The sequence below is a fragment of the Pseudomonas sp. ANT_J28 genome (assembly GCF_008370005.1).
Classification (GTDB): Bacteria; Pseudomonadota; Gammaproteobacteria; order Pseudomonadales; family Pseudomonadaceae; genus Aquipseudomonas; species Aquipseudomonas frigoris.
The window spans coordinates 1-13426 of the sequence record NZ_VOBM01000018.1 but is presented as its reverse complement, the minus strand read 5'-3'; the positions used below and the strand labels follow the sequence as shown (position 1 = coordinate 13426).

Genomic DNA, 13426 nt, shown 5'->3' with positions numbered 1-13426 from the left:
ACGGCAGGCACGCATGTGTCTATCGCAAGCAAGTCCATAAGTGTCATTCACTCCTTGTCTGACCGCTTTTGAGCGGCAGGCTACAACCCGTAAGGAGCATTCATGCGTCATTACGAAATCATCTTTTTGGTCCACCCGGATCAAAGCGAGCAAGTCGGCGGCATGGTAGAGCGTTACACCAAGCTGATCGAAGAAGACGGCGGCAAAATCCACCGTCTGGAAGATTGGGGCCGTCGTCAACTGGCCTACGCAATCAACAATGTTCACAAGGCTCACTACGTGATGCTGAACGTTGAGTGCACTGGCAAGGCCCTGGCCGAGCTGGAAGACAACTTCCGCTACAACGATGCAGTGATCCGTAACCTGGTCATCCGTCGCGAAGAAGCCGTTACCGGCCAATCCGAGATGCTCAAGGCTGAAGAAAACCGCAGTGAGCGCCGTGAGCGTCGCGACCGTCCTGAGCACGAAGGCGCTGAAAGCGTTGACAGTGATGACAGCGACAACAGCGATAACGCTGACGAGTAATCCACGGACCTTTTGAGGAGCCTATTACATGGCACGTTTCTTCCGTCGTCGTAAATTCTGCCGCTTCACCGCTGAAGACGTGAAAGAGATCGATTACAAAGATCTCAACACTCTGAAAGCTTATGTATCCGAGACCGGCAAAATCGTTCCAAGCCGCATCACCGGTACCAAAGCACGTTATCAGCGTCAGCTGGCCACCGCTATCAAGCGCGCCCGCTTCCTGGCCCTGCTGGCCTACACCGACAGCCACGGCCGCTGAGACCGGGCAGTCGACACGTAGCAAAGGATTGAAAGCATGCGTGCCTTAGCTGAGTTCATCATGCGCGGCCGTATGCAGGCCACTCTCGTAGTGGCCGGATGCGCAACATTGCCGTTGTTGTATTGGTTGGGTGCTGCCGCGGGTTGCCTTGTGCTCCTGCGGCGCGGATTGAAGGACGCCCTCGGCGTTCTTGCTCTGGGATTGCTGCCGGCGTTGATCTGGTGGCTTTACTCCGATGACCCACGGGCACTTCTGGTGCTGCTGGGGTCTTGGAGCCTTGCGTTGGTTTTGCGCGCAAGCGAGTCCTGGAACCGCGTGCTGCTGGTCAGCATAGCGATGGGAGTGGTGTTTTCAGTGGTGCTGGGGACGGCTTTTGGTCCTCAAATCGAGATGCTGGCGCAGGCTTTGATAAAAGTCATGCCGTCGCTACTCGGTGATGTCTACCAGAAGTTGTCGGTAGACGAGCAAGCGCATTTTGCGTCCCTGATCGCACCGGTCCTGACCGGCCTGATTGCGGCCTTGTTGCAAATCGTCAGTGTGCTGAGCCTGCTTGTCGGGCGCTACTGGCAGGCGTTGTTGTACAACCCGGGTGGTTTTGGTCGCGAGTTTCGCGCCATCCGATTCCCGCTGGGGCTGGCGATGTTACTGCTGGCGTTCATGCTTCTGGGGCCGAATATCGGTCCGCAGATGGCCATGTTGACGCCGTTGTGCAGTGTACCGCTGGTGTTCGCCGGGCTGGCCCTGATTCACGGGCTGGTGGCGCAAAAGCGACTGGCCAGATTCTGGCTGGTGGGGTTGTACGTCACGCTGTTGCTGTTCATGCAGCTGATCTATCCGTTGCTGGTGGTCTTGGCCATCGTCGACAGCCTGATTGATTTTCGCGGTCGTTCGACGCCGAAAGACGTCGATAGCGCGAACGGTGAAGGTTAAAAGTTAAGAGGATTTTCACATGCAACTGATCCTTCTGGAAAAAGTCACCAACCTGGGCAACCTGGGTGACAAAGTGAACGTTAAGGCTGGTTACGGTCGTAACTACCTGCTGCCTTACGGCAAAGCTACCGCTGCGACCGCTGCCAACCTGGCTGCGTTCGAAGAGCGTCGCGCTGAGCTGGAAAAAGCCGCAGCAGATCGTAAAACTTCGGCTGAAAGCCGTGCCGCCCAACTGGCTGAGCTGGAAGTGACTATCACTGCCACCGCTGGCGACGAAGGCAAGCTGTTCGGTTCGATCGGTACTCACGACATCGCTGATGCACTGACCGCCTCTGGCGTTGAAGTTGCAAAAAGCGAAGTTCGTCTGCCGAACGGCACTATCCGTAACGTAGGCGAATTCGACGTAGCCGTGCATCTGCACGCCGAAGTTGAAGCCACCGTACGCGTTGTCGTGGTAGCAGCTTAAGCAGCACTTGTCGGCTGGCACCCTCGGGTGCTTGCCGGTAACATCGGGCACGATCCTGTTTACAGGTCGTGCCCTTTGTCTTTCTGCAGTTCCTGATTTTCACATCTAATTCCAAGTGGCCATGAACGATATCTCCGCTCCCGAGCAATACGATCTGCAAACCGCTGCCCTGAAGGTGCCGCCGCATTCCATCGAGGCCGAACAGGCCGTGCTCGGTGGTTTGATGCTGGACAACAACGCCTGGGAACGCGTGTTGGATCAGGTCTCGGACGGCGATTTCTATAGACATGACCACCGTCTGATCTTCCGTGCGATCGCCAAGCTCGCCGACCAGAACTCGCCGATCGACGTCGTGACCCTTGCCGAGCAATTGGACAAGGAAGGTCAGACCTCGCAAGTCGGCGGCCTCGGATACCTTGGCGAACTGGCAAAAAACACGCCGTCCGTCGCCAACATCAAGGCCTATGCGCAGATCGTTCGTGCGCGGGCGACGTTGCGCCAACTGATCGGCATTGCCACCGAAATCGCCGACAGCGCCTTCAACCCGGAAGGTCGCTCGGCTGAAGAGATTCTCGACGAAGCCGAACGGCAGATTTTCCAGATCGCCGAGGCCCGGCCAAAAACCGGTGGCCCGGTGAGCGTGAATGACCTGTTGACCAAGGCCATCGACCGCATCGACACCTTGTTCAACACTGACAACGCCATTACCGGCCTGTCCACCGGTTATACCGATCTCGACGGAATGACCAGCGGCCTGCAACCGTCTGACCTGATCATCGTCGCCGGCCGTCCATCCATGGGTAAAACCACCTTTGCGATGAACCTGGTGGAAAACGCCGTACTGCGCAGCGACAAGTGCGTATTGGTCTACTCGCTGGAGATGCCAGGCGAATCGCTGATCATGCGTATGTTGTCGTCCCTCGGTCGTATCGACCAGACCAAGGTTCGTGCCGGTCGCCTGGAAGACGACGATTGGCCGCGCCTGACATCGGCGGTCAACTTGCTCAACGATCGCAAGCTGTTCATCGACGATACGGCCGGTATCAGCCCGTCGGAGATGCGCGCGCGGACCCGGCGTCTGGTGCGTGAGCACGGCGATGTCGCCCTGATCATGATCGACTACCTGCAATTGATGCAGATCCCGGGTTCGAGTGGCGACAACCGGACCAACGAGATTTCCGAGATCTCCCGTTCCTTGAAGGCCCTGGCCAAGGAATTCAACTGCCCGGTGGTGGCGTTGTCCCAGCTCAACCGCTCCCTGGAGCAGCGACCGAACAAACGCCCGATCAACTCCGACTTGCGGGAATCCGGAGCGATCGAGCAGGATGCTGACGTGATCATGTTCGTGTACCGGGACGAGGTGTACCACCCGGAAACCGAGCACAAAGGCATCGCCGAGATCATCATCGGCAAGCAGCGGAACGGCCCGATCGGTACGTCACGACTGGCGTTCATCGGTAAGTACACGCGCTTCGAAAACCTGGCGCCGGGCAGCTACAACTTCGACGACGAGTAAGTTGCCGAGGGTTTCAATTTCCGACCATAGCGGTCGGAATTGGTTATTTTTTGTGCTATATTCCGCGCCCGCGATTTTTCATCTCAACACCGGTCATCGTCATGCAAACAGCCAAGCCGTTATTTGACTATCCCAAGTACTGGGCCGAATGTTTCGGTCCAGCGCCATTCCTGCCGATGAGCAGGGGGGAGATGGATCAGCTTGGCTGGGATTCATGCGACATCATCATCGTCACCGGTGATGCGTACGTTGACCATCCGTCGTTCGGCATGGCAATCATCGGCCGGCTGCTGGAGTCGCAAGGCTTCCGCGTCGGGATCATTGCCCAGCCGAACTGGCAGTCCAAAGACGACTTCATGAAACTCGGTGAGCCGAACCTGTTCTTCGGTGTCGCGGCCGGCAACATGGACTCGATGATCAACCGCTACACCGCCGACAAGAAAATCCGCTCCGATGACGCCTACACCCCCGGTGGCCTGGCGGGCAAACGTCCGGACCGCGCGAGCCTGGTTTATAGCCAGCGTTGCAAGGAAGCCTACAAGGACGTGCCGATCGTTCTCGGTGGCATCGAAGCTTCCCTGCGCCGCATCGCCCACTACGATTACTGGCAGGACCGGGTGCGCAACTCGATCCTGATCGACGCCTGCGCCGACATCCTGCTTTACGGCAACGCCGAGCGTGCGATCGTCGAAGTCGCCCAGCGTCTGTCTTATGGTCACAAGATCGAAGACATCACCGATGTGCGCGGCACCGCGTTCATCCGTCGCGATACGCCGAAAGACTGGTACGAAGTCGATTCAACGCGCATCGACCGTCCGGGCAAGATCGACAAGATCATCAACCCGTACGTGAACACCCAGGACACCCAGGCCTGCGCCATCGAGCAGGAAAAGGGTCCGCTTGAGGATCCGAGCGAAGCCAAGGTCGTGCAGATCCTCGCCAGCCCGAAGATGACTCGCGACAAGACCGTGATTCGTCTGCCTTCGGTTGAGAAAGTCCGCGGTGACGCGGTTCTTTATGCTCACGCCAACCGCGTGCTGCACCTGGAAACCAACCCGGGCAACGCCCGTGCGCTGGTGCAGAAGCACGGCGAAGTCGATGTCTGGTTCAACCCGCCTCCGATTCCGATGACCACCGAAGAAATGGACTACGTGTTCGGCATGCCTTATGCGCGCATTCCGCACCCGGTGTACGGCAAGGAAAAGATCCCTGCCTACGACATGATCCGCTTCTCGGTGAACATCATGCGTGGCTGCTTCGGCGGCTGTACCTTCTGCTCGATCACCGAGCACGAAGGCCGGATCATCCAGAACCGCTCCGAAGAGTCGATCATTCGCGAAATCGAAGAGATCCGTGACAAGGTCCCCGGCTTCACCGGCGTCATTTCCGACCTCGGCGGCCCGACCGCGAACATGTACCGCATCGCCTGCAAGACCCCGGAAATCGAATCCGCGTGCCGCAAGCCTTCGTGCGTGTTCCCGGGCATTTGCCCGAACCTGAACACCGATCACTCGTCGCTGATTCAGCTGTACCGCAGCGCCCGTGCCTTGCCGGGTGTGAAGAAGATCCTGATCGCTTCCGGTCTGCGCTATGACCTCGCGGTCGAGTCGCCGGAGTACGTCAAGGAGCTGGTGACCCACCACGTCGGTGGTTACCTGAAGATCGCCCCGGAACACACCGAGGAAGGTCCGCTCAATCAGATGATGAAACCGGGCATCGGCAGCTATGACAAGTTCAAGCGCATGTTCGAGAAGTACTCCAAGGAAGCCGGGAAAGAGCAGTACCTGATTCCGTACTTCATCGCCGCTCACCCGGGCACTACCGACGAAGACATGATGAACCTGGCCCTGTGGCTCAAGGGCAACGGCTTCCGTGCCGACCAGGTGCAAGCGTTCTACCCGTCGCCGATGGCCACCGCCACCGCGATGTACCACTCGGGCAAGAACCCGCTGCGTAAGGTCACTTACAAGAGCGATGCCGTGACCATCGTCAAGAGCGAAGAGCAGCGTCGTCTGCACAAAGCGTTCTTGCGTTATCACGATCCGAAAGGCTGGCCGATGCTGCGTGAGGCGCTGACCCGCATGGGCCGCGCCGACCTGATCGGGCCGGGCAAGAACCAGTTGATCCCGCTGCATCAGCCGGCGACCGACAGCTACCAGAGCGCCCGTCGCAAGAACTCGACGCCGGCCGGCAGCCACAAAGTGGCCGGGGAAAAGACCACCAAGATCCTGACTCAGCACACGGGCTTGCCACCACGCGCCAGTGATGGCGGCAATCCGTGGGACAAGCGTGAACAGGCCAAGGCAGCGGCGTTCGCCCGCAACCAGCAGGCGGCCAAGGATCGCAAGGACGCGGCCAAAGGCAAAGGACCGAAGCCTGCGCGTAAGCCCGTCGTACCACGCTAAGCCTCGCTTGAGCTGAACAAAACGCCAACCTTCGGGTTGGCGTTTTGCGTTTCTGCGCCACGGAAAACCGGGGCGCTGGGTCGGAAGCTGTGTTGGGGCAACCGGCCTCTTCGCGGGCAAGCCCGCTCCCACAGGGATCTGCTGTGAACACAGAACCGGAGACAACCTCGAACACTGTGGGAGCGGGCTTGCCCGCGAAGAGGCCGGTGTTGGTGGCGACTATGCAGCTGAACGCCACAAATCCGTGCAATCGATGCAAACCAAATTCCCGCATCGCCCGATTTTGGTGCTGTACTGCCTCAAGCAACCGGAGAAAGCGCCAGCGCTGCTGGATGGCATAAGTCTTGCGCGCTTTCGATAACGCTTAAGGCTCGCAGGAGGCACGCCGTGTCGATTCATGTCGCATTGCACCATGTCACGCATTACCGCTACGACCGCGCCGTCGAGCTCGGTCCGCAGATCGTTCGCCTGCGCCCGGCCGCCCACAGTCGCACGCGGATACTCTCCTACGCGCTGAAAGTGTCGCCCGAGCAGCACTTCATCAACTGGCAGCAAGACCCCCAGGGCAATTACCTGGCGCGGTTGGTGTTCCCGGAGAAAACCGATGAGCTGCGGATCGAAGTCGATCTGCTGGCAGAGATGGCGGTCTTCAATCCGTTCGATTTCTTCCTTGAACCCTACGCGGAAAAGATTCCGTTCGCCTACGCCGCGGATGAGCGCAAGGAACTAGCGCCGTACCTGGAAACCTTGCCCCTGACGCCGAAATTCAAGGCGTATCTGGATGGCATCGACCGCACGCCACTGCCCAGTGTGGATTTCCTCGTCGCGCTCAATCAGCGCCTGAGTGAAGACATTGGCTACCTGATCCGCATGGAGCCCGGTGTACAAACCCCCGAGCACACCCTCGAACATGCCTCCGGTTCTTGCCGCGACTCGGCGTGGCTGCTGGTGCTACTGCTGCGCAACCTTGGTCTGGCGGCGCGTTTCGTCTCCGGCTACCTGATTCAACTGACTGCCGACGTCAAAAGCCTCGACGGCCCGTCGGGCACTGACGTGGACTTCACCGACCTGCACGCCTGGTGTGAGGTCTATTTGCCCGGTGCCGGCTGGATCGGCCTGGACGCGACGTCAGGGCTGTTTGCCGGTGAAGGACACATTCCGTTGGCCTGTAGCCCCGATCCGGGCTCTGCGGCACCGATCAGTGGCTTGGTTGAACCGTGCGAGTGTGAATTCACCCACGAGATGTCCGTGGAGAGGATTTGGGAAGCGCCACGGGTAACGAAGCCCTACACCGAAGACCAATGGCTGGCGATTCAGACGTTGGGTCGGCAGATCGATGCCGACCTGTTGGAGGGTGACGTGCGCCTGACCATGGGCGGTGAACCGACGTTTGTTTCCATCGACGATCCGGACGGGGCCGAATGGAACACGGCGGCACTAGGGCCAGATAAACGTCGTCTGTCCGCCGAACTGTTCCAGCGCATGCGCAAGCACTACGCCCCCAATGGCCTAGTGCATTTCGGTCAGGGCAAGTGGTACCCCGGCGAGCAATTGCCGCGCTGGTCGCTGAACTGCTACTGGCGCCGCGACGATGTGCCGATCTGGCACAACAGCGCGTTAATTGCCGATGAGCAGCAAGACTACGGTGCCAATGGCGAGCTGGCCGGGCGTTTTCTGGCCAGCGTCGCCGAGCGCCTGAAAATTCCGACACGCTTTGTATTTCCGGCCTACGAAGACAATTTCTATTACCTCTGGCGCGAAGGCACTTTGCCGCAGAACGTCAGCGCCGAAGACTCACGCCTTGAAGAACCTTTGGAGCGTGCGCGCCTGCGCAAAGTCTTCAGTCAGGGGCTGGACAAAGTCATCGGTCAGGTCCTGCCGCTGGCGCGCACCGCCAAGGGTGATCAGTGGCAAAGCGGCCGCTGGTATCTGCGCGATGAGCATTGCCGACTGGTGCCGGGGGATTCGCCGCTGGGCTATCGCTTGCCGCTCGGCTCGCAGCCTTGGGTGAAAGCGGCGGAGTACCCGTTCATTCATCCAGTGGACCCGAATCAGGATTTCCCTGCACTGCCCGACACTGCACAACTTCAGAGCCAAGGCGAGCCTGCGGTTGCTGATGAACGCACGCCAAAGATCGACGAATCCGCCGACTGGCTGACGCGCACGGCGTTCTGCGCCGAAGCGCGAGAAGGGCGGCTGTACCTGTTCATGCCGCCGCTGGAAAGGGTCGAGGATTATCTGGAACTGGTCAGCGCCATCGAAGCCACCGCCGAGGAACTGCATTGCCCGGTATTGCTGGAAGGCTATGAGCCGCCGAGCGATCCGCGCCTGAGCAACTTCCGGATCACGCCCGACCCGGGTGTGATCGAGGTCAACGTGCAGCCGTCTGCCACGTGGGATGAATTGGTCGAGCGCACCGAATTTCTTTACGAAGAGGCACGCCAGACCCGACTGACCACCGAGAAATTCATGATCGACGGCCGGCATACCGGCACCGGTGGCGGTAACCATTTCGTACTGGGCGGCGCGACACCGACTGACTCACCGTTTCTACGCCGCCCCGATCTGCTGCGCAGCTTGATCAGCTACTGGCATAACCACCCGTCCTTGTCCTACCTGTTTTCCGGATTGTTCATCGGCCCGACGTCTCAGGCGCCACGGGTTGATGAAGCGCGCAATGATGCGTTGTATGAACTGGAAATCGCCTTTGCCCAGATGCCTGAACCGGGCGAGGAGTGCGCGCCGTGGCTGGTGGATCGGCTGCTGCGCAACCTGTTAATCGACGTGACCGGCAACACCCATCGTGCCGAGTTTTGCATCGACAAACTGTATTCACCGGACGGTGCTACCGGTCGCCTTGGATTGCTCGAATTGCGCGCCTTTGAAATGCCGCCCCATGCGCGCATGAGCCTGGCTCAGCAATTGTTGTTACGTGCGCTGGTGGCTCGGTTCTGGCGCGAGCCTTATGCGCCGTCGAAGCTGGCGCGCTGGGGCACTGAACTGCACGACCGATTCCTGTTGCCGCACTTCATTGAACAGGATTTCGCCGACGTCATCGTGGACCTCAATGCCGCCGGTTATCCCGTGCGCGCCGAGTGGTTTGCGGCGCATCTGGAATTCCGTTTTCCCAAGGTCGGCGATTACGCCGTCAGTGGCATAGAGCTGGAATTGCGTCAGGCGCTGGAGCCCTGGCATGTGCTGGGCGAGGAGGGCGCAGTCGGCGGTACGGTGCGTTATGTGGATTCGTCGCTGGAGCGCTTGCAGGTCAAACTCTCGGGCCTGGCGCCGCAGCGTTATCTTCTGACGTGCAATGGCATCCCGGTGCCATTGCAACCCACCGGGCGGGTCGGCGAATTTGTGGCCGGTGTGCGTTTCCGCGCCTGGCAACCGGCCAACTGCCTGCAGCCGACCATCCCGGTCCATGCTCCACTGGTGTTCGACCTGCTCGACACTTGGATGCAGCGCTCGCTGGGTGGTTGTCAGTACCACGTCGCCCATCCGGGCGGGCGCAACTACGACAGCTTGCCGGTGAACGCCAATGAGGCAGAGAGCCGGCGCATGGCGCGTTTCTTCCGCATCGGACACAGCCCTGGGAAACTTCCTATACCCAATATGGAAATTAACGACGAGCTGCCGATGACTCTCGATTTACGACGTTTCTAAACCGTACGCGACGCTCGGATTTTTCGTATATCCGGGCGTCATGAGCCTGCGTTAGTCTGACCGTTCTTTGCTGTCTGCCGAGCTTTCCATGCCTGACCTGCTTGACCGCTACCCGCTGACGGCGGGCACTTATCACGAACTGCTCGACGACAGCGGCGCGGTGCGCCCGCACTGGCGTCGGTTGTTCGACCAATTGCAACGCAGCACACCAACGCAATTGGTGCAGCGTCAGGCGCTGCTGACCCGGCAGATCCAGGAAAACGGCGTGACTTACAACGTTTACGCCGACCCTAAGGGTGCCGATCGGCCGTGGGAACTCGATCTGCTACCGCACGTGATTGCTGCGGATGAATGGCAGCAGTTATCAGCCGGTATCGCCCAGCGGGCACGCTTGCTCAATGCTGTGCTGGCGGATCTGTACGGCCCGCAACGGTTGATCGCCGAGGGCCTTCTGCCTGCTGAGCTGGTTTTCGGTCACAACAATTTCCTCTGGCCCTGTCAGGGCATCACGCCGCCCAACGGGGCTTTTCTGCATCTGTACGCCGTGGATCTGGCGCGTTCACCCGACGGTCGCTGGTGGGTCACGGCGGACCGGACGCAAGCGCCATCCGGTGCCGGTTACGCCTTGGAAAACCGCACCATCGTGTCCCGGGCCTTTCCCGAGTTGTACCGCGATTTGAAAGTGCAGCACCTGGCAGGGTTCTTCCGCACGCTTCAGGAAACCCTGGCCCGTCAGGCGCCTAGTGATGACGAAGCGCCGCTGATCGTGCTGCTGACACCGGGACGTTTCAACGAAAGCTATTTCGAGCACCTCTATCTGGCGCGTCAGCTCGGTTACCCACTGGTAGAGGGCGGCGACCTGACCGTCCGGGATGCCACGGTTTACCTGAAAACCTTGAGCGGACTGCGCCGGGTCCACGCAATCATGCGGCGGCTCGACGATGACTTTTGCGATCCGCTGGAGCTGCGCACTGACTCGGCCCTTGGCGTGCCGGGATTACTGGAAGCGGTACGCCAAGGGCGAGTGCTGGTGGCCAACGCCCTCGGCAGCGGTGTGCTGGAGTCACCGGGATTGTTGGGCTTCCTGCCGAAGATCAATCAATTCCTCTTCGGCGAAGAACTGATCCTGCCCTCCATTGCAACCTGGTGGTGCGGTGAAGCACCGGTGCTGGCTCAGGCCCTGGAAAAATTGCCGGAGTTGTTGATCAAACCGGCTTTCCCGTCACAGAGCTTCGCTCCGGTATTTGGCCGTGATTTGAGTGAGAAACAGCGTCAGGAACTGGCTGAGCGCATGCAGGCTCGGCCTTATGCCTATGTTGCGCAAGAATTGGCTCAACTCTCTCAAGCCCCGATCTGGCAGGCTGAAGAGGGTCATCTGCAACCGCGGGCCATCGGCATGCGTGTGTACGCCGTGGCCAGCCGTGAGGGTTATCGGGTTCTGCCCGGCGGCCTCACCCGCGTTGCCGCCGAGGCTGACGCCGAAGTGGTGTCGATGCAGCGCGGTGGCGCCAGCAAAGACACCTGGGTATTGGGCGATCGCCCTCCGAGCGGTGAGCAATGGAAAACCCAGCGTACGATCGGTGTGCACGACCTGGTAAGACGCGATCCGTATCTGCCGTCGCGGGTGGTGGAAAACCTGTTCTGGTTCGGCCGTTATTGCGAACGCTGTGATGACAGCGCGCGGCTGCTGCGAATCATGCTGGCGCGTTACGTCGATGGCGATGACCCGCAAGCCCTGGAGGCGGCGGTTGATCTGGGCGAACGGTTGATGTTGTTGCCCGATGAAGGCGAGTTGTCGGAGCGTTTGCTGGCGGCATTGCTCGGCGACGACTGGTCGTTCAGCCTGCGCTCCAACCTGCAACGTTTGCAGTGGGCGGCCTCGCAGGTGCGCGGCAAGCTCTCGCGGGAAAACTGGCAAGCGCTGGTGGAGCTGCAGCGCGAGGCCATGGAACTGGAAGCCGAAGAGCCGGATTTCGGCGAATTGCTGGATTTCCTCAACCGTTTGGTGATGTCCCTGGCGGCGTTATCCGGTTTCGCCCTCGACGACATGACCCGGGACGAAGGCTGGCGCTTCCTGATGATCGGCCGCCGGATCGAACGCCTGCAATTTCTCAGCGCCAGCCTGGCGGCATTTCTGCACGGTGCCGGTGCTTTCGATCAGGCCGGACTGGAATGGCTGCTGGAGCTGGGCAACAGCAGCATCACTTACCGTTCGCGGTATCTGGCAGTGGCGCAATTGATTCCGGTGCTCGACCTGTTGCTGCTCGACGAGCAGAACCCCCACGCCGTGCTGTTTCAGTTGAAATTGGTGACTCGTACCTTGAAACGCTTGAATGACGACTTCGACGTGCCTCGCGAAGCGGGGTTGCCGCAGTTAGTGGAACGCTTGGCACAGTTCGATCTGGGATGCCTGGAGAACTCGCTGTTCGGCGAAGCCAGCGTTCGGGCAGCCATAGAGGGGCTGGCCGACCTGTTGCAAGAGATCGCCGACGCCAGCGGGCAAGTTTCGGATCGTCTGGCCTTACGCCATTTCGCCCATGTCGATGACGTCAGCCAGCGCACGGTGTCCGTTTGATGAGCGCCCATTACCAGATTCTCCACGACACCCATTATCACTACGACAGCCCGGTGTCCTTGGCTCAGCAGCTCGCGCACCTGTGGCCGCGTGCATGTGCCTGGCAGCGTTGCACCGAGCAGCAACTGCAGATCAGTCCCGACCCGACTTCGCGCCGCGATGAACTGGATGTGTTCGGTAATCCGCTGACCCGGTTGGCGTTCGAGCGGCCGCATGATGAATTGCTGGTCAATGCTCGGCTCACCGTCGAAGTGCTGGCCCGGCCTGTGCTGGATTTCAATCAATCCCCCGCGTGGGGAGAAACCCGCAACGCGCTGACCTACAGCAGTCAGCCGCTTTCCCCCGAATTGCTGGAAGCGTGCCGTTACCGGTTCGAATCACCCTACGTGCATTTGAAGCGCAACTTCGTCGAGTTTTCCGAAAGCTGTTTTCCACCGGGGCGGCCGCTGCTGTTGGGTGTACAGGCGCTGATGGAGAAGATTTTCAGCGAATTCACCTTCGACGCTGAAGCGACCCAAGTGGCGACGCCGCTGGTGGAAGTGCTGGAGCGCCGGCGCGGTGTTTGTCAGGACTTCGCTCACCTGATGCTCGCCTGCGTACGCTCCCGTGGGTTGGCGGCGCGGTACATCAGTGGCTACCTGCTGACCCAGCCACCACCGGGCCAGCCGCGACTGATCGGCGCCGATGCGTCACATGCCTGGGTTTCAGTGTTTTGCCCGGTGCTCGGTTGGGTGGATTTCGACCCGACCAACAACGTGCAGCCGGCGCTGGAACACATCACCTTGGCCTGGGGCCGGGATTTTTCCGATGTCTCGCCGTTGCGTGGGGTGATTCTGGGAGGGGGTAATCATGACCCGGAAGTCCGTGTCACCGTAATGCCGCTGGACTAACGCAGATCCCCTGTGGGAGCGGGCTTGCTCGCGAAAGCGGTGTGTCAGTCGATATTAATGTTGAATGACATGTAGTGGTCAACTAATTCCGGACACCTCGATAGGTGATTTTGACGCCATCGCCCGTTCGTAAACGGTCGGTGGCAGATATCCCAGTTTCGAGTGCAGCCGTTCGTTGTTGTAAAACCCAACGATGT

The 13426-nt window shown here is 59.9% G+C and carries 9 protein-coding genes; all 9 read left to right on the top strand.

Annotated elements, in window-relative coordinates:
• Window positions 1-102: 102 nt before the first annotated feature.
• The 9 genes from rpsF to FQ187_RS14585 all read left to right on the top strand — a co-directional run bounded on the left by rpsF (window position 103) and on the right by FQ187_RS14585 (window position 13229).
• Window positions 103-525, top strand: coding sequence for a 30S ribosomal protein S6 (gene rpsF / locus FQ187_RS14625; RefSeq protein WP_054595362.1), 423 nt, complete (start codon window positions 103-105; stop codon window positions 523-525).
• A gap of 28 nt (window positions 526-553) precedes the next feature.
• Complete coding sequence (rpsR, locus tag FQ187_RS14620) at window positions 554-784, top strand: 30S ribosomal protein S18 (protein ID WP_002551829.1); 231 nt, start codon at window positions 554-556, stop codon at window positions 782-784.
• Between the two features lie 36 nt (window positions 785-820).
• Window positions 821-1714 (top strand): hypothetical protein, encoded by an 894-nt coding sequence (locus FQ187_RS14615; RefSeq protein ID WP_149630026.1) that lies wholly within the window; start codon window positions 821-823, stop codon window positions 1712-1714.
• A 19-nt stretch (window positions 1715-1733) separates the two neighbouring features.
• Window positions 1734-2180 (top strand): 50S ribosomal protein L9, encoded by a 447-nt coding sequence (gene rplI, locus FQ187_RS14610; RefSeq protein ID WP_003197251.1) that lies wholly within the window; start codon window positions 1734-1736, stop codon window positions 2178-2180.
• A 121-nt stretch (window positions 2181-2301) separates the two neighbouring features.
• A complete protein-coding gene (gene dnaB, locus FQ187_RS14605) occupies window positions 2302-3696 on the top strand; it encodes a replicative DNA helicase (RefSeq protein ID WP_046044831.1) in 1395 nt (464 codons plus the stop codon).
• Window positions 3697-3797: 101 nt separating this feature from the next.
• Window positions 3798-6101, top strand: coding sequence for a YgiQ family radical SAM protein (locus tag FQ187_RS14600; RefSeq protein WP_149630025.1), 2304 nt, complete (start codon window positions 3798-3800; stop codon window positions 6099-6101).
• Window positions 6102-6488: 387 nt separating this feature from the next.
• A complete protein-coding gene (locus FQ187_RS14595) occupies window positions 6489-9764 on the top strand; it encodes a DUF2126 domain-containing protein (RefSeq protein ID WP_149630024.1) in 3276 nt (1091 codons plus the stop codon).
• An 88-nt stretch (window positions 9765-9852) separates the two neighbouring features.
• Entirely contained in the window at window positions 9853-12339 is a 2487-nt protein-coding gene (locus tag FQ187_RS14590) for a circularly permuted type 2 ATP-grasp protein (protein ID WP_149630023.1), read from the top strand.
• On the top strand, window positions 12339-13229 hold the full coding sequence (locus FQ187_RS14585) for a transglutaminase family protein (RefSeq protein WP_149630022.1): 891 nt from the start codon (window positions 12339-12341) through the stop codon (window positions 13227-13229). The genes FQ187_RS14590 and FQ187_RS14585 overlap by 1 nt, the downstream gene beginning before the upstream one ends.
• Window positions 13230-13426: the final 197 nt, after the last annotated feature.